Source organism: Dolichospermum sp. DET69 (assembly GCA_017355425.1).
Taxonomy (GTDB): Bacteria; Cyanobacteriota; Cyanobacteriia; order Cyanobacteriales; family Nostocaceae; genus Dolichospermum.
In genome coordinates, this window is sequence record CP070233.1 from 4,293,552 (window position 1) to 4,319,314 (window position 25,763).

A 25,763-nucleotide genomic window follows, 5' to 3' on the forward strand; every position below is an offset into this window, starting at 1 on the left:
ATTATACTTATTCTGGGGTGGGCATTGTCCACATTTTTCATTTATTATTTCATCCTAATATCTATCTAAGGGAATATCTATTCTTCAATATTCTTGGTTTTATAAATCTATAATAGTGGCATCTTTAAGCTGTAATATAAACATGAGTTCATCAACTATTTTACAAAACATTGAAAAACATCTTCCTATCCTAGGAAATGTACATACTAAAAGTCCCATTGCTTACGGAGTAACCCGCCTTGCAGTTAGTACAGTTAATACAGTGCAAATGGCAATAGCAGAGTCTTATATTAACGGATTAGAAGTACCAGATTCTGTGTTAAGATCACTTTTTGATAGTTGTATGCCTGTCTTTTTTAAGCATTTTCCATCCCTACTTGCACCCTATGAATGGGTATTAACAGAAACAGATCATACTGCCGAAGGTGCGAGAGATTTAATGAAGATTCAGTACGATTTGCCTCAAGCTATGCTGAATCCCATGTTAGGTAATGGAAAACTCATTTATCCCAAATACAGTATGGGATTATGGGAAAAAGGAGCAGCCAATCTTGAACAATCACAAATGCAAATGCTTGATGATGTGATTGACAAATTAGAGATCAAAGATGGCGATAATATTTTAGATTTTGGTTGTGGTTGGGGCTGCGTAGCCAATTATATTCTTGCTAAATTTCCCCATGTCAAGTTTACAGGAATTAACTTGAGTCACCACCAATGTGAATATATGCGTCAAAAAATGCAAGATCCTGAAAGTTATTTGAGTTCTGGTCGGTTTACTCTCTATGAAGGAGATTTAAATGATGCCGAATTTGAGACAAAATTTGATAAAATTCTCTCAATTGGCGTTTTTTGTCATGTAGGTAATTTAACAAAAGCTTTCCAAAAACTGGCATCTTTTCTCCAGGATAACGGCAAGGTTTTTATTCACATTATCACAGTCCGCACCCCCAATAATATATCCAGTGTTTTTACGCACAAATATATTTTCCCCCACGGACGTTACTGGAAATATGATGCAGTTCCCAGCCATAATCAACATCTCAAAACTATTGATCAATGGTATATTAATGGCTCTAATTATTCTAGAACTTTTGCTAATTGGCTCAAAAACTTTGATGATTCTCAAGCGATAGTCAAGGATTTAAATTACGGAATTGACTATGCCAAATTTCGCCGTATCTGGCGGTTTTATTTGATTTGGTTTGTTGCTAATTTTGCCAGTTGCGATGGTGAATACAACGGTAATGGGCAATATTTAATGGTTCATACCTAATCTTTTAGCTCCCGTAGGTTGGGCTAATGCAAGGAAACCCAACAGTATTCAAAATTATTAAAAGCTGTTGTTAGGTTGCTGAGATTGTAATTATCAGAATCAGGATGTCCACCGATTTAAGGATTTTCAGGATTGTTGTTGATGAATTTTCTGTGAAGATTGTAAAGATAAAAAATGATAATTACAATAACAGTAGATTATCTCTCCTCCAAAAATTGCGATTGTTTATTAATAATAGACAATAACATCCTGTAAATCCTCTAATCCTGGTTATCCTGATTCTGACAAAAAATACGCAAAAATCCTCGTAATTTATAGGTTATTGGTGGGATGATGAAATTGTAATTATCAGAATCAGGATGTCCACCGATTTAAGGATTTTCAGGATTGTTATTGATGAATAGTATAGCAAATGTTTATTAGTCATAATACCACTCAACTAAGCCGATCATCAACCTCATCAGATTTCTAAATACTCTATTCATTAACTTCTAATAGACGGGAATTCTCTAATCTTGACACCCACTTTTCTAAATAAACTTGATTGTTTTTTTGCTCAGATAAATCTTGAGTATCTAAGGGATAAGGTAAAAGTCCTAAAATTGCCGCTGTAGTTACACAAAACATAGATTTTTGGAAACTCATACAAATTTGCACTCGCAAATCATCTTCACCCCGACGACTGCGACGGTAAATATTATGTAAATATTCTGGCAAATAATGGCGCATATCCTGCATTAACAATGTGGGAGGAATCCCCGCACTACCAATAGGTAAAGGATCTGCGTATAATGCCCCATATTGGAATCGAGATAAATCTGGAGGAACTTGATATGCTTGGGCGTTTAAAGAAACTGTACCCAAAAAAGGTGTACCTCTAAAAAATACCGCTTCTACATAGGGAATTGCGGTATCTGCAAGGAAGGTTAAACCAACTGATTTGGGAATTAGATCATAGACTTTATCGCCAATTTTCACACTATATGTAATTGGTGTAATTGCATCTGCAACTAAAGCCAGTTTAATATGTTCTACAACTTGCGGAATTGATTTAATTTCGCCGTTGTCATAGCGATCTGATAGACTCAGAAACATATCAGCCATGATTCGCCAAAATTGACCTAAGCCAGTGTAATAGGCAGAGACTCGTAACTGTTCTATTAAGAATTCGGGAAACAGTTCATTTAGTCCCAACATTAGGGGATTATATTTAAATTTAGCAGCAATAACAGCTTTAGCTCTTTCTTGAAATTCTTTAGTATCTAAATATATATCTAAACCACCACCCCCATGCCACATCATGGTTTTCATGCAATATTCGGCGTATTCAAAATTAATCCGATCATGGGACAAATGACGGAATAATTTAGCAAAGGAAATATTGCCATCAAAATATTTAAAGAAGGGAAAAAATACTAGAAATTGATGTTCAGCGATGTAAATAAGATTTTTAGAATAGGCATCTAAAACTACACCATAACTTTTAAGAATACCAACAACTTCTAAAACATTTTCGGGACTATCTTTCAGTAATGCTTCACCAGTTTGTAAGCGGTGAACATACTCAGCTAAAGGATTGTAGGGGGGATTTTTTTTAGTTTTCATCATGTCAATTCTCCTGTAATTCCAATGTCTGAACTGTGATTTTTGTGATTTTTGTGATTGCTATGATTATCTTTACCTCGTGATCATTTTCCTCGGAATGTCTGAACTGTGATTTTTTTGATTTTTGTGATTGCTATGATTATCTTTGCCTCGTGATCATTTTCCTCGGAATGTCTGAACTGTGATTTTTTTGATTTTTGTGATTGCTATGATTATCTTTACCTCGTGATCATTTTCCTCGGAATGTCTGAACTGTGATTTTTTTGATTTTTGTGATTGCTATGATTATCTTTGCCTCGTGATCATTTTCCTCGGAATGTCTGAACTGTGATTTTTTTGATTTTTGTGATTGCTATGATTATCTTTGCCTCGTGATCATTTTCCTCGGAATGTCTGAACTGTGATTTTTTTGATTTTTGTGATTGCTATGATTATCTTTGCCTCGTGATCATTTTCCTCGGAATGTCTGAACTGTGATTTTTTTGATTTTTGTGATTGCTATGATTATCTTTGCCTCGTGATCATTTTCCTCGGAATGTCTGAACTGTGATTTTTTTGATTTTTGTGATTGCTATGATTATCTTTGCCTCGTGATCATTTTCCTCGGAATGTCTGAACTGTGATTTTTTTGATTTTTGTGATTGCTATGATTATCTTTACCTCGTGATTATTGTCCTCGGAATGTCTGAACTGTGATTTTTTTGATTTTTGTGATTGCTATGATTATCTTTGCCTCGTGATTATTGTCCTCGGAATGTCTGAACTGTGATTTTTGTGATTGCTATGATTATCTTTACCTCGTGATTATTGTCCTCGGAATGTCTGAACTGTGATTTTTGTGATTTTTGTGATTGCTATGATTATCTTTGCCTCGTGATCATTTTCCTCGGAATGTCTGAACTGTGATTTTTGTGATTTTTGTGATTTTTGTGATTGCTATGATTATCTTTGCCTCGTGATCATTTTCCTCAAAAAGTTACAAATCAAACGAGTCTCGACTCGCTACTAAATGGTGGTTATTTGTTTTTACCATTGTGGTAATTGTGGCTTCCGTATAATGGACTAACCAATTAGGTTGAATGCCAAAAATAACAATTATTACGGCTAAAATGATGGCAGGTATGCGATCACTCCAATACACACGTGGTAAGCTACTAACTTCCGCTGATAAACGCCCGAAGAAAGCGCGATTAAGGAGAATTAACAAGTAAACCGCAGTTAAACCATTTCCTAGCATTGCTAATAATGTTTGGACTGGAAAAACCTCAAAACTACCTCGAAAAACGATGAATTCGGAAATAAATCCCACCATTCCCGGTATACCGGCACTGGCCATAACTGCAAAAATCATTAAGCTACCAATAACGGGTAAACCTCGTTCTGGGTTGAGTAGTCCCCGAACTACGTTTAAATCCCGACTACCAGCTTTCTTGTAGACAACTCCCACCAACAAAAATAACATGGCGGATATTAATCCGTGACTAATCATTTGCATAACTGCACCCAATGTGCTGAGAGGCGTAGATGCGGCGGCTGCTAACAAGACATAGCCCATGTGACCGACAGAACTATATGCCACCATCTTTTTCATGTCTGTTTGCGCGATCGCACAGGATGCCCCAAACAAGACACTAATTACCGCCCATGTAGCTAACCAAGGTGCTGCATAAGCCCAAGCATCTGGCAATAAATCCATCCCAAATCGCAGTAAACCATAAGTCCCTAACTTTAATAATATCCCAGCCAACAACACAGATATGGGTGTAGAGGCTTCAACGTGGGCATCTGGTAGCCAAGTATGGAAGGGAACGAGAGGAATTTTGATACCAAAACCAACTAAAATACCTGCTAGTAATAAAAGTTGCGTTGCTAAAGATAAAGATTGAGTATTTAAGGTTGCTAGTCCAAAACTAGGAGAACCACTCAACCAAACTATCCCCAGGAAACTAGCTAAAATAACAATGCCCGAAAAAGCGGTATAAATCAGAAACTTTGTGGCCGCATAACCCCGTTTTTCACCACCCCAAATCGCAATCAGCAAATATAGGGGTATTAATTCCAACTCATAAAACAGGAAGAACAATAATAAATCCTGTGCCAAAAATGCTCCAGTCACCCCAGCACTTAATAGCAGAATTAGAGAATAGTAAAATCTAGGCCGTTGTTGGGATTCATCAGTGCTATAAATAGCAATGCAAGTTAACAGTCCATTGAGAATCAGTAATGGTAGAGATAAACCATCTACACCCAAATTATAGTTTAAACCAATGGCATCTACCCAAGGGAGGGATTCAGCAAACTGTTGACCAATTTCTCCAGGGTTAAACTGAATTCCCAGGAAAATACTCCATAGAAAAATCATCACGCTAAAGACTAAAGCTATGATGCGGACTAGTTTAGCCGTAATAGCAAAAGGATAGAAACCAATACAAGCCGCACCAATTAACGGCAATAAAATCAACGTACTGAGCATGGGTAATGGGTAATGGGTAATGGGTAATGGGTAATGGGTAATGGGTAATGGGTAATGGGGAGGTATTTATTATCTTTTGTCAGTTGCCTAAAAAGGCAAATTGTCGAATAAACCCAAAGAAGAACTAATGAGAAAACCCAGAAAGCTAATAACCACAAGGATTGTTAACATATAGCCTTGGGATTGACCAGAAATACTGTATTTCAAACTTTGTCCGCTAAAAATCGCAGCAAAGCCGATTAAATTTACTAGACCATCTACCAAAAAGCGATCGCTCCACGCTGATACTCTAGATAACAGCGCCACAGCACTCACAATCGTTAAGCGATAAATGCGGTCTATGTAAAAATCATAGCCTAATAAGTCTTGGATAAATCTCCAAATCAAAATTCGGGATCTTGACCAAGCTTTGTGGAGATGAATTGTTGCACCAATAGTCACCCCAGCGACAGTAGAAGCTACTAAAGATCCTACAATATACCCGTCCAGACTTTCCCAGCTAGGTAATAAGTCCCATTGCTGTAGCATCAGCGGTAATAATAGAGTCAGGATAGTTAAAGTTACCATTGGTAATGCCATTGGCCAACCAACTTCTGGAGCGCGACGGGTTTTCGGTTGGGGTTGTCCCCAAAAAACTAACCGGAATACCCTAGTTAAATTCAAAGCCGTTAAGCCATTAACTAAGATTAAAACCACAATTACCCAAGGGCTAATCTTTACTAAGCCATCAGCCCATGCTAACATTGCCCAGAAACTGCCCAGTGGTAGTAGTGTTACCATGCCTGCCGAACCGACGATAAAAGCCGTAGTTGTAGCTGGCATTTTTGACCACAAACCCCCCATTTCTGTCAAATCTTGGGTTTGGGTAGTATAGATAACTGAACCAGAACTCATGAATAATAAGGCTTTGGCAATAGCATGACTCAGGAGTAACATGAGTGCTACTCCCCCTTGTTCCAAGCCTACCGCTAAAAATACCAATCCCATATAGGCGCTGGTCGAATGGGAGAGCGATCGCTTAATATCAATTTGAGCTATGGATACTAATGTTGCCCCCACTGCTGTCATTGTCCCCACTACCACTAAAGTATTTAAAGCAAAGGGGGACAAAGATAATAATGGTTGAATCTTGTAGAGAACATAAGCCCCCCCACCTACTACCAGGGAATTTCGCATTACCGAAGCTGGATTAGGTCCTTCCATAGCTTCATCTAACCACAGGTGCAGGGGAAATTGAGCGCACTTACCCGCAGGACCAGCAATTAAAGCTAAACAGAGTAAAGTTGATGTGACTGGGTTTAAATCAGCCGTTTGCGCCCATTCATATAAATCCGAAAAATTTAAGCTGCCGGCTAAAGTAGAAAGAGTGACTACAGCCATTAACAGTAACAAATCTCCTACCCGCTTCGTTAAAAAGGCATCTCGCGCTGCCGTCACTACCAACGGTTGAGCATACCAAAATCCCACAAGTAAATAAGTAGAAAGAGTAAGGACTTCTAGCAACGCATAACTGAGAAACAAAGAATCACTAATTGCTAAACCACTAAGAGCAGCTTCAAAAAATCCCACCAGACCAAAAAACCTGGCTAAAGACCAATCTTTTTCCATGTAGCCTAGGGCATAAACTTGAGCCAATAGACTCAATCCAGTAATTAAAACTGTTGCCCCAACACTGACTACGGAAATTTCCAAAGCAAAAGATAATTGGAAATCAGCCGCTTGAAACCAAGTAATTACTAAATTTTCTTGCTCTCGATACCAAATATCTTTAAACACTAATAAACTATGGACAAAACCGAAAATGGTAGTCAATAAGTTCAAGTAGGCCGCAGGTCTAGGCCCTGTCCGTTGGATGATGCCTATGCTCCAAGGCAAAGTTAAAATTGCCCCTAGTAAGCTATAAAGAGGTACGAACCAACTAGTTAAAAATAGAAACTCATTCATCTAATATTTTCCTTGACAACTCAGTTCTGATTCTTTTAGACAGCCTTTAAATAATCATTTGCTCAAAAAACAATATTTTTGAGAAAATCTATGTTTTCTTAACTTTTTTCAGCCACATAAACTTAAGCACATTTACTTGGAATTAACCTATCGTCGAGTAATTAATATAATTTTACATTTTAGATATTCTGCTAATTGTTAAACAACATTTGTAAGGATTCAGGAGCAAAGGAGTCACAGAGTCAGAATAAATACAATAGAAGAGAAGAAATCAGAAGCTAAGGAAACACGAAATCAGAATAAACTGCCATAATTCTATATCAAATCTTCTTTCTTTCTTTCTTTCTCCTGATTCGGTGACTCCTGACTCCTGAATTCTTCCCAACATTTTTTATTTTTCTGCTTTTTTTAAATTTGTTTTTGAGATAACTTGATCAAGGTTACAGATTTTTACCAAGTGGTTATGAGAATACCAAAGTTTGAGAAAGATATAGCCAGTAGCCCATCTATCTCATATCTAGCACTCGCTGATTCTCTTCATCAAAGAATTAGCTTTGGCTATGAACTATAGTAATTCCCAAAGTGATAAAGAAATTATAAAGCATAAGTTGTCACTGTAGGGATCAGTAAACTTTAGTGTCACAAAAGACCGCATGAACTTTTGTTAAGTTTTCTTAAACTATTTTATTACAAACTATTATAGTAATTTATGTTGCCAGGGATGCCAACATTTCCTATGCTTAAATGTGGCAGTATTTTTAGCGCAGGATGACCATCCCCGTCCAAAATTTCTACCCATAGTTCTAATTCGATTAATTTTTGAGGAGTTCTGCGATGCCAATTGCAGTTGGAATGATTGAAACTAAAGGCTTTCCCGCAATAGTAGAAGCTGCTGATGCGATGGTGAAAGCCGCCCGTGTGACTTTAGTAGGATATGAAAAAATCGGTAGCGCTCGCGTTACAGTGATTGTGAGGGGAGATGTTTCTGAAGTGCAAGCTTCAGTAGCCGCTGGCGTTGAAGCAGTTAAAAGAGTCAACGGTGGTGAAGTAGTATCTACCCACATCATTGCTCGTCCCCACGAAAACTTAGAATATGTCTTGCCAATTCGTTATACAGAAGCTGTAGAACAATTCCGCGCTTAGTCTAATTACTGTTTAAATGAAAAACATTAACGGGGCTGCTTGCTTGAGTTTAAATCTGGTACAAGTAAAAATTTAATTTAAGGACAAAAACAAATGTCAATTGCAGTAGGAATGGTAGAAACTCTAGGCTTTCCCGCAGTAGTAGAAGCTGCTGATGCCATGGTAAAAGCCGCTCGTGTTACCTTAGTAGGTTATGAAAAAATCGGTAGTGGTCGGGTAACAGTGATCGTTCGTGGTGACGTTTCTGAAGTTCAAGCTTCCGTAGGTGCTGGAGTAGAATCAGTTAAGCGCGTCAACGGTGGACAAGTGCTATCTACCCACATTATTGCTCGCCCTCACGAAAACTTGGAATATGTTCTCCCCATTCGTTATACCGAAGATGTAGAACAATTCCGGGAAGGTGTCAACACAATTCGCCCTTTCGGTAGAAGACCATAATTAATGCAAATTGCCAGAGTTCGTGGCACAGTAACTAGCACCCAAAAAGATCCCAGTCTGCGGGGTGTGAAGTTACTAATGTTGCAATTAATAGATGAAAATGGCAACCTCCTGCCAGTATACGAGGTAGCTGCCGATAACAGTGTAGGGGCAGGAGTGGATGAATGGGTACTTATCAGTCGTGGCAGTGCGGCTCGTCAAGTGCCTGGCAATGAACAGCGACCGTTAGACGCAGCAGTTGTCGCAATTATAGACACAATTTACATTGAAGATCGTGTCATTTACAGCAAAAAAGATCAGTATAGATAGTCAGGTAATAGGTAATGGGTAATAGGTCATAGGTAATAGGTTAAAACTTACCAATGACTAATGACCAATGACTAATGACCAATGACTAAAAGCTTATTCAGGAGGAATTTCGCAATGGTAGTCCGCAGCACGGCGGCACCCCCAACCCCGTGGTCAAGGAGTTTAGCAGAACCAAAAATCCATGAAACTGCATTTGTACACTCTTCTTGTAACCTCATTGGTGATGTCAATATAGGTGCAAATGTAATCATTGCTCCAGGGACTGCAATTAGAGCAGATGAAGGTACACCTTTTAGTGTTGGTGAAAATACCAACATTCAAGATGGTGTAGTTATTCATGGGTTAGAGCAAGGCCGAGTCATTGGTGATGACGGCAAAGAATACTCGGTATGGATTGGCAAAAGTGCTTCCATTACCCACATGGCACTGATTCATGGCCCTGCTTACGTTGGCGATAGTTGTTTTATTGGCTTTCGTTCTACGGTATTTAATGCCAAAGTTGGTGCAGGCTGCATTGTGATGATGCACGCCTTAATTCAGGATGTGGCAATTCCTCCGGGTAAATACGTAGCTTCTGGGTCAATAATTACTACTCAGCAGCAAGCGGATAGATTGCCAGATGTCCAAGTGCAGGATCAAGAATTTTCTCACCATGTAGTCGGTATTAATCAGGCTTTGCGAGCTGGTTATCACTGTGCTGCGGATAGCAAGTGTATTGCGCCCATTCGGGATGAACTCAATCTTTCCGGGGCTAAATCTTATACAAGTATTGAAGTTGAAGAATTAGAAAGGAGTAGTGACGTTGTGGGCTATAGCTTAGGTGCAGAAACAGTAGATCAAGTACGTTATCTACTAGAACAAGGATTTAAAATTGGAACAGAACACGTAGACCAAAGACGTTTCCGCACAGGTTCTTGGCAAAGTTGTCAAGCAATTGAAACTCGGTCTTTAGGTGAAGCGGTTTCGGCTTTAGAATCTTGTTTGAGAGATCACAGCGGCGAATATGTGCGTTTATTTGGGATTGATAACGGCAGAAGACGGGTTTTAGAAACTATTGTTCAACGTCCTGATGGCGTAGTTGCTGGTACATCTAATTTTAAAGCACCTGCGACCGTATCTACTGGCAGTTACAATGGTAACGGTAACGGTAACGGAAATAGTGTTGGTAGTGCCAAACTCAGTTCAGAAACTGTAGATCAAATCCGTCAACTTTTGGCAGGTGGGTACAAAATTGGTACAGAACACGTAGATGAGCGTCGCTTCCGTACAGGTTCTTGGAACAGTTGTGAACCAATTCAATCTACTTCGGCTCAAGCAGTTATCTCTGCTTTGGAAGAGTGCATTGAAAACCATCAAGGTGACTATGTGCGTTTAATTGGGATTGATACCAAAGCTAAACGTCGTGTATTGGAAACAATTATCCAAAGACCAAACGGACAAGTTGCTGTTTCTGGTAGTACAAAATCATTTACCAGTACAAGTTCTGCAACTGCAACTGCAACTGCTACAGTTACCAGCACCCGTTTGAGTGCGGAGATAGTAGATCAATTGCGCCAACTGTTGTCCAGTGGAGCAAAAATTGCAGTTGAACACGTAGATCAACGCCGCTTCCGCACAGGTACTTGGGCAGTTGCGGGTCAAATTCAGGCTACATCTGAAAGAGAAGCGATCGCTGCTTTAGAAGGTTGTGTTTCTGAATATCCAGGCGAATATGTGCGGTTAGTTGGAACTGACCCCAAAGCCAAACGCCGCATCTTAGAAGCAATTATTCAACGTCCATAGGGATAGGCAAGAGGCAAGAGGCAATAGGTAATAGGTAATAGGCAATAGGTAATAGGTAATAGGCAAGAATTACCAATTACCAATTACCAATTACCAATTACCAATTACCAATTACCAATTACCACTGATATATCGTCCATTTCCGGCTTCCGAGGTAATAAATTCCATGTCTGTATCGCTGCTACGTCTGGGCGATAGATTTGATTCTCATATTCATGGTGACGTGATTATTCATCCCAGCGCAGTATTAGCTCCGGGGATAATTATCCAAGCAGCTATTAACAGTACAATCGTGATTGGTGCTGGTGTATGTCTGGGTATGGGGTCAATTCTGCAAGTAAGTGAGGGTATTCTAGAAATAGAAGCAGGAGCAAACCTGGGAGCCGGTTTCTTAATGGTTGGTGAAGGTAAAATTGGGGCTAATGCTTGTATTGGTTCAGCCACAACGGTTTTTAACTGTTCCGTAGCACCAGGACAAGTTATTCCCTCTGGTTCAATTTTGGGAGATAATAGTCGGCAGATTGTTGAACCGTCAGCGGCACAACCAGAATCTACTAATCCTCCCCTAGATAAACCAGAGGAATCAGCTAAAAAAACAGAATCTAGTTATTCTCAACCAGAGAAACCAGAGGAACAGGAAAAATTTATTTCCTCAACTCAACTCTCGGTTGCAGCGTTTCTGGAGTTTAAACACCAATCTACACCTGTATCTCAACCGTCACCTACACCTAAAAGCCAGTCTCCTCCAGAGGCAGAAACGGCTGTGGTTGGTGATTCTATATCTGAAGAAACTACGCTCCCAGAGTCTATAGCCGACTGCACTCAAAACTTAGAACTGAGTGAGTCTGATATTGAAACTCACAATATCTTTGGCACGCAAATTTATGGACAAGGCAGCATAAATAGGCTGTTAACTACATTGTTTCCCCATAGACAATCCTTGAATAACCAAAACTCTGACAATTCTTCAGGTTAAGTGTTAAGTATTAAGTGTGAACTTAAGTCCATATTAAAATACTAGTTTTCATTCTTCTTCGATTGAAGACGCTATACAGACCTTATCCTGGAAAATTTAAATGGAAACATATAATCAACACGCTTTGAGTACCATTCACGCAGCAAGTCGTCGTGATAGTCTCAAAGATACTGCTTTGGGTATGGTATCAACCCTCAGTTTCCCCGCTATAGTTGGCACGGCTGACATGATGTTAAAGTCGGCTGGAGTCCACTTAGTTGGTTATGAAAAAATTGGTAGTGGTCATTGTACAGCAATTGTCCGAGGTGGCATTGCTGATGTTCGCTTGGCTGTGGAAGCTGGTGTACAAACGGCTGAACAGTTTGGCCAGTTGGTGTCTAGTTTGGTGATTGCCCGTCCTTATCCTAATTTAGATGTAATTCTACCTATTAACCGAATTACCAGATTTATGGGAGATGGTGGATATAGCCGTTTGAGTAATCAAGCGATTGGGTTGGTGGAAACTCGCGGATTTCCCGCTATGGTGGGTGCTTGTGATGCCATGCTTAAAGCTGCTGATGTCCAATTAGCATCTTATGAAAAGATTGGTGCTGGTTTATGTACGGCAATTATTCGTGGTTCGGTGGCCAATGTGGCGGTAGCTGTAGAAGCGGGAATGTTTGAAGCAGAACGCATTGGTGAGTTAAATGCAGTTATGGTGATTCCTCGGCCATTAGATGAGTTGGAAGAAACTTTGCCTGTGGCTAGTTGCTGGATGGAAGAACGCCAACCAGTTAATATACCTATTAATATTAAAGATAAAATAATGGATGTGGAAGCGGTAGAGTTGCCTGATTTGGCGAAATTACCTGTGAGAGTTAAGGAAGAAATTTGGAATGATGAATAATATCACAGGTAACACTTGACGAAAATCTGGATATCGCTAACAACAAGTTTTTAAAATGAAAACAGACAGCATCTTTTACCGTTTATTTCAAGAAATACCTAGCATATTTTTTGAACTCATTGGTAATTCTCCCCAACTAGCAGAACTTTATCAATTTTCATCAGTTGAAGTCAAACAAACAGCTTTTAGAATAGATGGAGTTTTTTTACCTAACCACAATACGGATAACCCGATCTACTTTTTAGAAGTACAATTTCAATTAGATAAGGATCTCTACCATAGACTTTTTAGCGAAATATTTCTTTACATCCGCCAAAACAACCCTAAAAATCACTGGAATGCTGTAGTTATCTATCCAACCCGCAACATAGATACCAAAGATATTCAGCATTATCAAGAATTTTTCACCAGCCAACGAGTCAGAGTTATTTATCTTGATGAATTGTGCGATTCGTTGTTAGCTGAATCACGGTATCCAGCCCGTACATAAGCTAACCAACCCAACTCTAGTAATAGAGGAAAGGTTGAACTCTCGGTCTGATATGGGTGAAAGTCCCATCTACCAGACTCAGGTATGAATCCCTATCTGCCTACGATGACCCGACTCGGTTTCGGGAGGTCGAAGCTAGGAACAGGACGCAATCAGACATCCGTTGCGGGGTGACACTGGCGTTAATGGGGAGTTCCCACGGTGAAACAGAGCCTAGAAAAGCGACTTAACAGAGAGCAGGACGCAACATCAAAATCCTGACTCCACTGGAGCAAAACCCCGCCGCATTTTAATTCGGATAGCGGTAAGAGTCTAGGGATTTCAGTGGTCGAATTGGCTACACCTAACGGAACGAACAATCTAACCGAGGGAACGAATAAAAACGGATTGAGGGTCTGAGGGCGGTCGAACCCTAGGTAGGCTGGACGAGCAGCGGAATCCCCTCAATTCGGGTAGGACAGACCGTAATTGGTCTGAGGTGTTCAGAATACACAGACTGGAGCAGAGCATGATTGGACACAGAGAAAACTCTAGTGAATCTTGGAAAACGTTGCCCTGGAAGAAATTCCGTCGTGACTTATTCCGCCTACAAAAGCGCGTGTACAAAGCGGTTCAAGTTGGAGACAAGCGCAAAGCTAAGTCCCTACAAAAGCTGATTCTGAAATCTACCGCAGCAAGATTACTGGCTATCCGTCAAGTATCACAGCTAAATGCCGGGAAAAAGACAGCAGGAATTGACGGCAAAAAGTCCCTTAACTTTAAGGAACGCTTTGAGCTTAATGAACTGTTGAAGGCATCCGTTAACAACTGGAAACACCAGGGGTTAAGAGAAATACCCATCCCCAAAAAGGATGGTACTACTAGGATTCTGAAAATCCCTACTATTGCTGATAGGGCTTACCAATGCCTTATCAAATACGCATTAGAACCAGCGCACGAAGCAACTTTCCACGCGCACAGCTACGGGTTTCGGACGGGACGCTCGGCACATGATGCACAGAAAATCTTGTTTCGTAACCTATGCTCAAACGCCAACGGAATAGATAAACGAGTTATAGAACTCGATATTGAAAAATGCTTTGACAGGATAAACCACACCGCCATAATGGATAGACTCATCGCTCCTTATAGCATAAGACAAGGTATTTTCCGATGTCTCAAAGCCGGAGTCAATCCAAAGTTCCCCGAACAAGGAACACCTCAAGGGGGCGTGGTAAGTCCACTTTTAGCTAACATCGCCTTAAATGGGATTGAAAGTATTCACAGATACCAGAATCATGGGTTCAGAATTACGGACAAAACCCCAAAGGAAAATATTGTTGAACCAACAATCCGTTATGCGGATGACATGGTAATAATACTCCGACCCCAAGACGATGCCACAGAAATACTCGACAAAATTAGTCAGTTCCTAGCAGAGCGGGGAATGAAAGTCAGTGAGAAAAAGACAAAGTTAACCGCCGCGACAGATGGGTTTGATTTCCTGGGCTGGCATTTTAAAGTCCAGAAAAACGGAAAGTTCAGAAGCGTCCCATCAGTGGACAATTTTAAAGCTTTTCGCAAGAAAGTAAAATACATCGTCAACAACTCGAATTATGGTTCTACCACAAAGGCTGAAAAATTAGCCCCCGTAGTTAGAGGCTGGAGGAATTACCACCGCTTCTGCAAGATGGACGGGTCAAGAAACTCGTTATTTCACATCCAAAACAGAGCATTTAGGGTATTCAACAAGGAAACTAAACAGAATCGCTATACCAGTAAGCAATTACTAGATAAGGCTTTTCCAGCAGTCCCTTTCTCCGAAAATAAACATATCAATGTCAAAGGTGAGAAATCACCCTACGACGGAGATTTGAGTTATTGGAGCGAGCGTAACAGCAAGCTCTATGACAACCATACCTCTAAAGCCCTCAAACGGCAAAACCATAAATGTGGTTATTGTGGGCTAAAAATGCTCAGTGACGAGAAGGTACATTTACATCATGTTGATGGAAACCATAAGAATGGTAAAACTAAAAACCTTCTAGCAATTCATGAAAGCTGCCACGACTATATTCACATGAGCAAAAGCGAAAGTTAAGAACATCGGAAGCTGGGTGCGGTGAAAGTCGCACGCCCAGATTTAACAGAGAGGAGCGCGGGATAATACCCGCCTTCGACTCTACCAGAAGATATAGCATCTTTACCAATTGGTGTTGCTACAATAAAACTAATCATCGCTAAGAAAGATAGTTCTATTATCCAAGCCAGAGAATTAATCACAAGAACTAAGCAAGAGATAGATTCTGAAGTTCAACAGCAACAAGTATTACAAATTATCGAGACGATTTTAATTTACAAGTTCCCCAGAATGAATAGAGAGGAAATAGAAGCCATGTTTGGATTAAGTGAGTTGAAACAAACCCGATTTTATCAAGAAGCAAAAGAAGAGGGTGAACGCAAAGCTAAATTAGACGCAGTTCCTGGTTTAATAGCATTGGGGTTAACTAGAGAACAAATTGCCCAAGTTTTAAATTTAAGTCTGGAAGAAATTAGCCAGATTATCCAACAACAGAAGATAAATACAAAGGACAATTAAAAATTAAAAATCAATGTTTGCTGGAGGTTGAGGAGGGAGTCGGTTTGAGTGAGTCCGCTGGCTGTACCGACTAGGAGGGTGAGGGCATCTAAGAGGATGTTTTAAAAGTCTATTATGGTGTATCCAATATTTTCAGATCCCCCTAAATTCCCCTTAGAAAGGGGGACTTTGACTATAACGGACTCCTAAATGCTTGTGTAGTAGCGTACCAGAGACATCTTTCTAATCGGCAAATATTTTGAAGATTGGGAATTTTAAGATAAAATAAATTCAATCTCTAAATCTGGGTTTAAATTATGATAACTACACTCATTGAACGAGAAGCAGAACCTATTTTAATTAGTGAACTAACCTGGAGAGAATTTAAAGCTGTTGAACAACTAATTGAGCGCCCAGGGTTAAGGTTATCTTTTTTAGATGGAATCTTGGAGATTCGGAAAATGCCAGGGAAAAAATACGAAACTATCAAAGAACGTATCGGGGCTTTACTGGAAATTTATTTAGAATTTTTGGAATTAGATTTTACTCCGACTGGTTCTGTTACCCTAGAAAATGAATTTGAAAAGGTTAAAAAAGAAGGTGATAAATCGTATGAATTGGGAGCAAATAGAAAACGTCCTGATTTAGTGATTGAGGTGGTTGTTAGTAGTGGTGGAATTGATAAACTGGAAGCATATAAACGGTTACAAATTCCTGAAGTTTGGTTTTGGATTAATGATGAATTATTGTTTTATAGTTTAGGAAATGAGGGATATGAAGCTGTTAGTAAATCGCAACTTTTACCGAGTTTAGATGTAGACTTATTGATGGGTTGTATTAATATAGAAAATCATGCTCAAGCATTGCGGGAATTTCGAGCAGGGATAAAAATTACAATATAGAATAAAGATAGTGATATTTTATCTCTTCCTGATTTATTACCTATAAATCAGCAATCAAATCATCAACACTTCCTCTCTTTGCTGTACCATTTTTAAAAGCTTGTTTAACTTCCTCCGCATTAGTTAGAATTTCAGTCCTTTTTTTCTCAATTCGTTGCTTTTGAAGAAACTCAAATAAATACTCTCGATCTTCTGTTGGTAAACTTTCAATAGAATTAATAATTTCTTGTAAAGTCATCATAGAACCTCCTAATTAAGTAAATTCTAGCTTTATTAACTCTATTTTAATCTATAAATTTAAAGTTACCAATGTACTAATGAGAGTTTGTTAATTCCTCAATTAATTGGTCAGGAGTGAGAATTCGTGGTGTAACTATGGGGAAATCTTGAGGATTACGGGTAATAATCGCATCTAATTGATTGACTAAAGCAGTGGAGTATTGAATAGAATCTTCAAAATCTTTAAGAGGTTGTTTGAAAAGTATTAGATGAAACCGATAATCTCCAAAAACCTAACCCCCCTGCCCCCCTTCCCTACGAGGGAAGGGGGGTTTCAAAGCCTCTCCCCGCTTCGGGGAGAGGTTTACAAGAGGGGTTTATTTATACATTAAAAACTTTTCAAACATCCTCTAAAATTGCTTGTGAAAGCCATACTAATTACAGCCTGATTTACGGTAGCAATTTGACAAAAGGTAACTAGCTGATTTAAATAAGTAAGCGTCCAATCTCGACCTCTGGCTTTACGGATAATGTAATACAAATCACTAACAGTTGAGGCTGAAATATAACCTGCAATTGTGCCTTGTTCAATTAGTGATAAAACTTGTTCACTTGCATCCAAAAAAGGTTCTCTTTCCAAGGCATTATCAATAATGATGTTAGTATCTAGCAAAATTTTCAGAAGTTATGTTTCTCCTTTAAATATTCCCATTTAGCTTGATCTGGATCAAAGTCTGCTGGAACGGGTGGGGCATTTTCAAATAAACCCTGAAATGCTTTGATTCTAGATTTTCTTTTTGGTGTTTCTGGTGCTGGTTCACTGGTTGGGGATGTTGTATTATCAAGGGTATCTGTAGCTGTCCAGACTATTATTTCCACATTTCCGGGGGGTAAATTCACTGGTTCGGTAATCAGCAAGTTACCAGATTGATCAATTTTTCCTTTGAGCTTGTATGCTTCCATGATATTTTTTATAAGAGGATATTTCTATATTATCTTGCGTTGATCAAAATTCAATTTTCATTTTTCTAAAATTTGTCTGATTTGAGCTAAAGCTATTTCTCCAGAAATTGGCTCAACGGTATGATTAAGTATTTCATTCCGGCGTTTTTTAGCTTCTGTGTTCCAAATTTTTTGGATATTTTCATCGTGTATTTCTCTAGTGCAACCGTTTTATTTCAAACACCTTCTATCAACCAGGAAAAATTTTGCCAAAAAGTTGACTTAAACTTAATAAGTGATTAGAAATTGAAAGAAGAAATGCTCAAAGACTGGAAGCACAAAAACGGGAAGATGAAAGACGAGAGGCTCAAAGATTAGAAATTGAAAGAAGAAATGCTCAAAGACTGGAAACTCAAAGATTAGAAGATGAAAGACGCGAAGCTCAAAAATTAGAAGCTGAAAGACGCGAGGCTCAAAGACTGGAAGCACAAAAACGAGAAATTGAAAGACAGGAAGCTCAAAAATTAGAAGCTGAAAGAAGGAAGATCAAAAAACTATCTTTACTAGAAAACATAAAAGACGAATTTGAAAACAACTTTCTTAATGCCGACAACTTTTATCAACTTCATTGTGCTGAATACGTATCATTGCAAGAATATAAATCTGAAAAATCGAAGTACATACAACCAGATGGAGAACAGAAGCAAAGCCGCGCTCTACAGATTGTAATTGAGGATTACTTACACGACACAATATTTTATGCAAAAATACGCGACTTGATGATGGCAGCATTTCGTGAAGACTGGGAGCGCATAATTTCAGGTGGCTATGATAAAACTCCAGAAGAAATGCTGCGTTATCGTCGCTCATTACCAAGAGAAGGAATTGATGGTAACTACTATAAATCTTTTGGTGAAAAACTAATTGCTGATTTTTTATTTGAACATAATATTAAATACAAATATGAGCGTAACTTTTGGTGGAATGGCATAAATTACCGTCCTGATTTTACAATATTGACTGGAGAAAAACAGGGAATAGTTATTGAATATTTTGGACTAGAAGGAGATCCAGATTATGATGAGATGTCTCATGAAAAGCGAGAATATTGGGCAAATCGTCCTAACTGGCAGTTAATAGCATTATCACCAAGACCTCTTAAAGATCAAGGAGCAGAAGTTTTTTGTGAATTACTCAAGGATAAGTTAGAAAATTTAGGTATTCAATGTAACCGACTGAGTGAAGAAACAATTTGGTCAAGGATAAAAGATAGATCAATAGATAGATTTACGACAGTAGTAAAAAGATTTATTCAACGATGCCGTAAACTTTCTTTAACTTCAGAAGAGTTAAGAAAAATTATTTCTAAACACGAATGTGTGAGTAAAATTGAAGAACAATTTTTGAATTTAGCACATAGATTTTATAAATCCTATTTAAGATGTCTTGAGGATAGAGGTGAAGAAGATTTTGATGGACTAATGCAAAAAGCTGTAGAGGTACTTGCATCAGGACAAACTATATTTCGCCGTAGATTAGGAACTGGTGATTTAAAAAGTCTCAGATACATCATGATTGATGAATATCAAGACTTTTCGGAACTATTCTATAATTTAATAGCAGCAATAAGAAAGCAAAATCCTCAAGCCCTCTTTTTCTGTGTTGGTGATGACTGGCAATCTATTAATGGTTTCGCTGGTTCTGACCTCCGATTTTATCAGAATTTTCACCAATTTTTCCAGCCATCACAGCAATTAAATATATCTACAAATTACCGTTCAGCTACTTCTATAGTTGATATTGGTAATAAGTTAATGCAAGGATTGGGTACTCCTGCTCGCGCTGATAAAAAGATTTCAGGAATAGTTAATATTGCTGATATGTCTAGCTTTGAACCAACTCCCTCAGAGCAAGAAAATTATCCTGGGGATAATATAACACCTGCTATCTTACGTTTAATTAATAAGCCTATTAAAGAAGGTAAAAAAGTAGTATTACTCAGTCGAAAAAATAGTTTATCTTGGTATGTGAATGATACAAGATCACGGAATAGATCACAAAATAGCACACTTCCTAAATTTTTAGAATTAGTACGTTCATACCTTCCTGAAGAATCAAGAAAATTAGTAACTATATCAACTGCACACAAATATAAAGGTCTTCAAAAAGATGTAGTTATAATACTTGATGCTGTTCCTCGTTGTTATCCATTGATACATCCTGATTTAATGTTCACCCGTGTATTTGGTGATAGCATTGAGCTTGTAGTGGACGAAGAACGCCGTTTATTTTATGTGGCTTTAACTCGTGCAGTTGAAACTTTATTTATTATCACAGACAGTAAAAATTCATCACCTTTTCTTGAAGAATTAAATAGTAGAACGAAAATTTCTGTATTAAATTGGTCAGATTATCAACCTTTGATTGGTGTGGGGACTATACGGTACATTACTGTTAAAATTAGTAGTCAAATTTGTAAAGGTAGCAATGGTACTTACGCAATTAGGGATTTGTTGAAAGCGGAAGGTTATAGATGGAATGATACAACAAAAATTTGGTATCGTACCTATCCAGCAGAAGGTTTTTCAGTTCCAGAATATTTCAATAATGCAAATTGGATTTCTCAAGCTATGGGAATTGAAGTGAGGTTTGATGATGATGAGGAAAATGAATTAGCAGTTTATCATATTGACTAATATAGATATGAATATATGTTAAAATCGGATTACCATAAATAATGGAAAATTGCAATGGAAATTACTAAACTATCAACTCAAGGTCAAATTACTATTCCCCAAGTTTTAAGAGATCAGTATCATTGGCAAGATGGTCAAGAATTAATAATAATTAATTTGGGTGATGGAATTTTATTAAAACCTAAAAAAACTTTTCCAGAAACAAAATTAGATGATGCTGCTGGTTGTTTGAATTATCAAGGAAAAGCTAAAACAATTGAAGAGATGGAACAAGCGGTAGCACAGGGAATTGAAGAACTATAGAATCAATGATTGCTATTGATACTAACATTATGTTTAGAAATGAAAAATTTATTAAAAAGGCTCAAAATCTTACTCCCTTGAACAACTTTTTAAAATGAAAACAGACAGCATATTTTACCGTTTATTTCAAGAAATACCGAGCATATTTTTTGAACTCATTGGTAATTCTCCCCAACTAGCAGAACTTTATCAATTTTCATCAGTTGAAGTCAAACAAACAGCTTTTAGAATAGATGGAGTTTTCTTACCTAACCACAACACAGATAACCCGATCTACTTTTTAGAAGTACAATTTCAATTAGATAAGGATCTCTACCATAGAGTTTTTAGTGAAATATTTCTTTACATTCGCCAAAACAAAACAACCCTAAAAATCACTGGAATGCTGTAGTTATCTATCCAACCCGCAACATAGATACAAGAGATATTCAGCATTATCAAGAATTCTTCACCAGCCAACGAGTCAGAGTTATTTATCTTGATGAATTAGAAGATATAGCATCTTTACCAATTGGTGTTGCTACAATAAAACTAATCATCGCTAAGAGGGTGTTTGAAAAGTATTAAATAAAACCAATAATCTCCAAAAACCTAACCCCCCTACCCCCCTTCCCTACGAGGGAAGGGGGTTTTCAAAGCCTCACCCCGCTTCGGGGAGAGGTTTACAAGAGGGGTTAATTTATACCTTGAAAACTTTTAAAACATCCTCTAAGAAAGATAGTTCTATTATCCAAGCCAGAGAATTAATCACAAGAACTAAGCAAGAGATAGATTCTGAAGTTCAACAGCAACAAGTATTACAAATCATCGAGACGATTTTAATTTACAAGTTCCCCAGAATGAATAGAGAGGAAATAGAAGCCATGTTTGGATTAAGTGAGTTGAAACAAACCCGATTTTATCAAGAAGCAAAAGAAGAAGGAAAGGAAGAAGGAAGAGAACAAGGAATAGAATTAGGTGAACGCAAAGCTAAATTAGACGCAGTTCCTGGTTTGATAGCATTGGGTTTAACTAGAGAACAAATCGCCCAAGTTTTAAATTTAAGTCTGGCAGAAATTAGCCAGATTAGCCAACAACAGAATATCAATACAAAGGACAAATAATAATGATTTAATCAGTTTCAGAAAATACTACTGTTGCAGAAAATAAGATTACTTAATCAGGAGAATTAAATAATAGATAAATTCTCAACTTCAACAGATTTTGTAGGGTGCTTTGATAACACACCTTTATAGATTAATTAAAATGGTGCGTTACGCTGTCGCTAACACACCCTACTGGCTTTTTCCGTAAACTCTGAAGATACATTTTTATGTATACTAAATTTCATAGCTTTGTATAAATAACACTAAAAATTTCTTGGTGTCACTTGATACTAAACTATATCTACAAATTGTTATCAGAGGAGAATTACCTTGAACCAAGCGACGTTGCACCAGTTAAAGGTGTTCGAGGCTGCGGCCCGGCATGGTAGTTTTACACGTGCTGCGGAAGAGTTATTTTTGACTCAACCTACCATATCCATGCAAATTAAACAACTTACGAAATCGGTAGGTTTGCCATTATTTGAACAGGTAGGAAAGCGTTTATATTTGACAGAAGCGGGACGGGAATTATTTGCTACTTGTCGGCAAATTTTTGAAACTATGGATAAGTTTCAAATGACTATTGCGGATTTAAAAGGATTAAAGCAAGGCCAATTAAAATTGGCAGTAATTACTACTGCTAAGTATATTATTCCTAGATTATTGGGGCCTTTTTGTCAACTTTATCCAGGGATTGATATTTCTCTTCAAGTCACAAATCATGAATTGATTTTGGATCGGATGATGGGTAATTTAGATGACTTGTATATTATGAGTCAAATTCCTGATCACTTTGATGTCAATGCCCAGCCATTTTTGGAAAACCCTTTGGTGGTTATTGCACCGGCTAATCATCCTTTAGCGCAGGAAAAAAATATTCCGATTGAACGTTTGGGTGAGGAACCGTTTATTATGCGTGAACCGGGTTCAGGGACTCGCAGCGCTGTCCAAAGTCTGTTTGAGGAACATGATATCAAGGTCAAGGTGAAATTGGAGTTAGGGAGTAATGAAGCGATTAAGCAAGCGATCGCTGGTGGCTTAGGTATTTCTGTATTATCTCGTCATACTTTACTCACAGATGTTGCGGAATTTAGTATTTTAGATGTCCAACACTTTCCCATTAAACGCACTTGGTACATGGTTCATCCGGCGGGTAAGCAGTTATCTATTATTGCTCATACTTATTACGAGTATCTTTTAGAAGCAGCAAAAAAAATTACGGAGCAAGGTGGTTTAATCTTAGATCATCATTCGGTTGAACCCAATCTTTAGATCAAGCAGGAGTCACCGAGTCACCGAGTCAGGAGGAAGAAGCAGGAAGAAGGAGGAAGAAGGATTTTTTACTGTATATTTAGGGTTGGCTGATAGCGTGACGGATAACTCCTACATCGTTACGCAAACTATAGCCATGTAGACTTAAAGCCTATATAAATCAATAGTTTAATAGCTATTTAAGGTTAATAATATGCAAGAAAAAGCCTTGATGCCATAAAAACTCAAACACTTTTTCAGGTTCTGGATTATTCTCAATCCCTTTTTTTCCTTCTTCCTTCTTTCTCCTGACTCCTGACTCCCTATGTATCTAAAAGTTACCAATAGCTTTACGTAAATACAGCAAACAATTCAAAATTAATCAACAGAATCATTAAGTATGGGAGTAAACTGGCAATGGTAAACCCAGAAACACCATTTTGGCAGCAACCGATAGACAGCCAAATTGTCGCAGTCACAGTCTATAGTGATCAAGCTTTGGTGACAAGACGAGCAGTGGTATCCTTATCAGGAGGAGAACGGGAATTATTTATTACCCCATTGCCAGTAACTCTAGAAGTTGATTCTATTAGGGTAAGTGGTGTTGGTACAGCGGTGGTAAAGTTGTTGGGAGTTAGTAGCGATCGCCTGCAAACTACTGAACCCATCGGGGAAAAAGTCACCCAATTAACCGGACAAATTCAACAAATTGAAACTCAAAAACGGCATTTACAAGCTCAAATAGATGCCTTATCCCTACAATCTAGTTTTATTGTGGGGTTACGGGAAAAAACTGAAGACCCATTTTCCCAAAGTTTAGCGAGAAAAAATATCAGCTTGAGTGAAACTCTGGATTTTCTCAACTTTCTAGGTAGTCAATATTGCAAATATGCGATCGCTGTTGGGGAATGTAAAGCTCAACTTCCAGAATTAGAGAAGCAATTACAAACACTCCGCGCTGTTTTACAGAAAGTTCAGACACCCCATATACAAGAAAGTTTGAATGTGATTGTGGGAGTAGAAGTTCAACAAGCAGGAGAATTTGAGTTAGAAATAGCTTATATGATTCCTAATGCTAGTTGGCATCCAGTTTATAATTTACGGGTAAATAATCCCAGTGATGGACTACATTTAAGCTATTTGGCATCATCATCTTCAGATACATTTTGAAGAAGCTTTGTGATTTCATGAGAAGACCCATCCTTACACTAATTCCATCATTTTTACCATAAAAATACAAATATTTCTCAGCATCTTTATTTTTCATACGTTGATACTCAAGATAAATCAGAGATGTGTAAAGCTCTTCATTTTCCATCCTATCTCTATCGTTACGTCCCTTTAGCAACTTAATATTAAACCATGCCTTATGCCTGTTAAGACTCTTACGAATAGCTTCAATAACATCCCTAAGTACCCAAGAATTCCACATCTCGAAAGAATTTTCACGGATGGGATATGGTTTATTATTTAGTCTTACAAAAAGATCTACAGGGTTGAAATCTAGATTAAGAATTTCTTGGATCTCAACTACAAATAACTCAAAGTCTAAAATTTTATCTTGTAGAGAAATATCAAGATCTTTATATTTCTTGTTTTGTAAATTTGTTAAAATCCTTAATCCTTTTAACGAAAATTCAGAATTCTTCGTTTTACATTGTTCATTGTTCTCGTCTATGTATTGCTGTCCTATAAAACCTAAAATTGTTAATAGTCGCTGTTGACCATCTACTACTTCAGATACGCCATCTTTGCGCTTATAAATAAAAATAGGCGGAAGACTAATTCCTAGAAGTATACTTTCAATAATCGAAGATGCCTTAGATATGCTAATTACTTCGGATCTTTGATAAGAAGGACGAACAAGAAACATATTACGTCCCATGACTCTCACAATATCATCAATAGAACTTCGTGAAGGGTCAGGCTTAGTAACCCTTAAAGAAGCTAATTCTCCAAGTTTTGTATCAGTATCGTTATTTTCACTTCTAATTTGTTTTAAGTCGTCTCTGTTCTTTTTATCTCCTTCTACGTAGGCACGAAAGCTCTTGTTAAACTCTTTTTCAAACAGTTGAGCGGTGAATAAAAATCTTTCATAAACTTGTTTGTAGTAATGAGATTCAACTTCAGTAAACTTTTCATAGTTTTTAGAAATTTCATTTCCAATCCGCTTGATTAAGTCGATCTTATCAACTTCAAATGGATTAATTTCTTCAGCATCTAATACTTGTAATCCCCACAACAAAAGCATTAGCAACAGTTGGCACTTCTTCAGGAATAATTGTGATTAAATAACGCTTATGTGGTACAAGCTTGAGAGGCTGATCTGGAGTCAACACTGAGCCATCGAAAGTAACCGATAACAATTCATTCATGTCTTCTTAAGCCACCTTTACAGTTTTATATTTTATCTAAAAAATCGGTGAAGGTATTGAGTTGTTGGCAGGGTGATCGCCTGTAACCAATTTGCTACAATAAGCATAATC

The 25,763-nt window shown here is 37.9% G+C and carries 21 protein-coding genes and 5 pseudogenes; 17 read left to right on the forward strand and 9 right to left on the reverse strand.

From position 1 onward, the window contains the following. The first annotated feature begins 142 nt into the window (after positions 1-142). Complete coding sequence (locus EZY12_19650; GenBank protein ID QSX66958.1) at positions 143-1,276, forward strand: class I SAM-dependent methyltransferase; 1,134 nt, start codon at positions 143-145, stop codon at positions 1,274-1,276. A 477-nt stretch (positions 1,277-1,753) separates the two neighbouring features. On the opposite strand, the gene EZY12_19655 is transcribed toward EZY12_19650, so the two are convergent. From EZY12_19655 to EZY12_19665, 3 genes are all read right to left on the reverse strand, one after another. Next, positions 1,754-2,881 carry a CO2 hydration protein gene (locus tag EZY12_19655; protein ID QSX70742.1) on the reverse strand — a complete coding sequence of 376 codons (1,128 nt, stop codon included), beginning with the start codon at positions 2,879-2,881 and terminating at the stop codon, positions 1,754-1,756. A 976-nt stretch (positions 2,882-3,857) separates the two neighbouring features. After that, positions 3,858-5,354, reverse strand: a complete 1,497-nt coding sequence (locus EZY12_19660) for an NADH-quinone oxidoreductase subunit M (GenBank protein QSX66959.1) — start codon at positions 5,352-5,354, stop codon at positions 3,858-3,860. A gap of 87 nt (positions 5,355-5,441) precedes the next feature. Next, positions 5,442-7,298: an NAD(P)H-quinone oxidoreductase subunit F gene (locus tag EZY12_19665; protein QSX66960.1), complete on the reverse strand. Its 1,857-nt coding sequence runs from the start codon at positions 7,296-7,298 to the stop codon at positions 5,442-5,444. Between the two features lie 834 nt (positions 7,299-8,132). Between EZY12_19665 and EZY12_19670 the strand changes: the two genes are divergently transcribed. From EZY12_19670 to EZY12_19705, 8 genes and pseudogenes are all read left to right on the forward strand, one after another. Then, entirely contained in the window at positions 8,133-8,441 is a 309-nt protein-coding gene (locus EZY12_19670) for a carbon dioxide-concentrating mechanism protein CcmK (GenBank protein QSX66961.1), read from the forward strand. A 93-nt stretch (positions 8,442-8,534) separates the two neighbouring features. Beyond that, a complete protein-coding gene (locus EZY12_19675; protein QSX66962.1) occupies positions 8,535-8,879 on the forward strand; it encodes a carbon dioxide-concentrating mechanism protein CcmK in 345 nt (114 codons plus the stop codon). Positions 8,880-8,882: 3 nt separating this feature from the next. Further along, entirely contained in the window at positions 8,883-9,188 is a 306-nt protein-coding gene (locus EZY12_19680; protein ID QSX66963.1) for a EutN/CcmL family microcompartment protein, read from the forward strand. 114 nt (positions 9,189-9,302) lie between these two features. Beyond that, positions 9,303-10,970, forward strand: coding sequence for a ribulose bisphosphate carboxylase small subunit (locus tag EZY12_19685; GenBank protein QSX70743.1), 1,668 nt, complete (start codon positions 9,303-9,305; stop codon positions 10,968-10,970). A 166-nt stretch (positions 10,971-11,136) separates the two neighbouring features. Then, positions 11,137-11,946, forward strand: a complete 810-nt coding sequence (locus EZY12_19690) for a transferase (GenBank protein QSX66964.1) — start codon at positions 11,137-11,139, stop codon at positions 11,944-11,946. Between the two features lie 100 nt (positions 11,947-12,046). Continuing rightward, on the forward strand, positions 12,047-12,832 hold the full coding sequence (locus tag EZY12_19695) for a BMC domain-containing protein (protein QSX66965.1): 786 nt from the start codon (positions 12,047-12,049) through the stop codon (positions 12,830-12,832). Between the two features lie 55 nt (positions 12,833-12,887). After that, a pseudogene (locus EZY12_19700) lies at positions 12,888-13,286 on the forward strand (Rpn family recombination-promoting nuclease/putative transposase). 544 nt (positions 13,287-13,830) lie between these two features. After that, positions 13,831-15,402: a reverse transcriptase N-terminal domain-containing protein gene (locus tag EZY12_19705; protein QSX66966.1), complete on the forward strand. Its 1,572-nt coding sequence runs from the start codon at positions 13,831-13,833 to the stop codon at positions 15,400-15,402. On the opposite strand, the gene EZY12_19710 is transcribed toward EZY12_19705, so the two are convergent. Further along, complete coding sequence (locus tag EZY12_19710; GenBank protein ID QSX66967.1) at positions 15,399-15,584, reverse strand: hypothetical protein; 186 nt, start codon at positions 15,582-15,584, stop codon at positions 15,399-15,401. The genes EZY12_19705 and EZY12_19710 overlap by 4 nt on opposite strands. On the opposite strand from EZY12_19710, the pseudogene EZY12_19715 reads away from it, so the two are divergent. Further along, positions 15,502-15,900: pseudogene (locus EZY12_19715) on the forward strand (Rpn family recombination-promoting nuclease/putative transposase). The gene EZY12_19710 and the pseudogene EZY12_19715 sit on opposite strands and share 83 nt — an antisense overlap. A 296-nt stretch (positions 15,901-16,196) precedes the next feature. After that, complete coding sequence (locus tag EZY12_19720) at positions 16,197-16,781, forward strand: Uma2 family endonuclease (protein ID QSX66968.1); 585 nt, start codon at positions 16,197-16,199, stop codon at positions 16,779-16,781. A 40-nt stretch (positions 16,782-16,821) separates the two neighbouring features. On the opposite strand, the gene EZY12_19725 is transcribed toward EZY12_19720, so the two are convergent. From EZY12_19725 to EZY12_19740, 4 genes are all read right to left on the reverse strand, one after another. Continuing rightward, entirely contained in the window at positions 16,822-17,022 is a 201-nt protein-coding gene (locus EZY12_19725) for a hypothetical protein (protein QSX66969.1), read from the reverse strand. 366 nt (positions 17,023-17,388) lie between these two features. Next, the gene (locus EZY12_19730) at positions 17,389-17,682 is read right to left on the reverse strand and encodes a PIN domain-containing protein (GenBank protein ID QSX70744.1); all 294 of its coding nucleotides are present in this window, start codon (positions 17,680-17,682) and stop codon (positions 17,389-17,391) included. Then, the gene (locus tag EZY12_19735; protein ID QSX66970.1) at positions 17,679-17,963 is read right to left on the reverse strand and encodes a hypothetical protein; all 285 of its coding nucleotides are present in this window, start codon (positions 17,961-17,963) and stop codon (positions 17,679-17,681) included. The genes EZY12_19730 and EZY12_19735 overlap by 4 nt, the downstream gene beginning before the upstream one ends. 57 nt (positions 17,964-18,020) lie before the next feature. Then, a complete protein-coding gene (locus EZY12_19740) occupies positions 18,021-18,155 on the reverse strand; it encodes an addiction module protein (GenBank protein QSX70745.1) in 135 nt (44 codons plus the stop codon). A gap of 95 nt (positions 18,156-18,250) precedes the next feature. On the opposite strand from EZY12_19740, the pseudogene EZY12_19745 reads away from it, so the two are divergent. The 6 genes and pseudogenes from EZY12_19745 to EZY12_19770 all read left to right on the forward strand — a co-directional run bounded on the left by EZY12_19745 (position 18,251) and on the right by EZY12_19770 (position 24,447). Further along, a pseudogene (locus EZY12_19745) lies at positions 18,251-20,638 on the forward strand (UvrD-helicase domain-containing protein). 54 nt (positions 20,639-20,692) lie between these two features. Continuing rightward, the gene (locus EZY12_19750) at positions 20,693-20,941 is read left to right on the forward strand and encodes an AbrB/MazE/SpoVT family DNA-binding domain-containing protein (protein QSX66971.1); all 249 of its coding nucleotides are present in this window, start codon (positions 20,693-20,695) and stop codon (positions 20,939-20,941) included. Positions 20,942-21,035: 94 nt separating this feature from the next. After that, a pseudogene (locus EZY12_19755) lies at positions 21,036-21,481 on the forward strand (Rpn family recombination-promoting nuclease/putative transposase). Between the two features lie 176 nt (positions 21,482-21,657). Further along, positions 21,658-22,044: pseudogene (locus EZY12_19760) on the forward strand (Rpn family recombination-promoting nuclease/putative transposase). Between the two features lie 312 nt (positions 22,045-22,356). Beyond that, positions 22,357-23,298, forward strand: a complete 942-nt coding sequence (locus EZY12_19765) for a LysR family transcriptional regulator (GenBank protein ID QSX66972.1) — start codon at positions 22,357-22,359, stop codon at positions 23,296-23,298. 396 nt (positions 23,299-23,694) lie between these two features. Next, positions 23,695-24,447, forward strand: a complete 753-nt coding sequence (locus tag EZY12_19770; protein QSX66973.1) for a mucoidy inhibitor MuiA family protein — start codon at positions 23,695-23,697, stop codon at positions 24,445-24,447. Here EZY12_19770 and EZY12_19775 read toward each other — a convergent pair. After that, positions 24,353-25,528 (reverse strand): DUF262 domain-containing protein, encoded by a 1,176-nt coding sequence (locus tag EZY12_19775; protein QSX66974.1) that lies wholly within the window; start codon positions 25,526-25,528, stop codon positions 24,353-24,355. The two genes, EZY12_19770 and EZY12_19775, sit on opposite strands and share 95 nt — an antisense overlap. Positions 25,529-25,763: the final 235 nt, after the last annotated feature.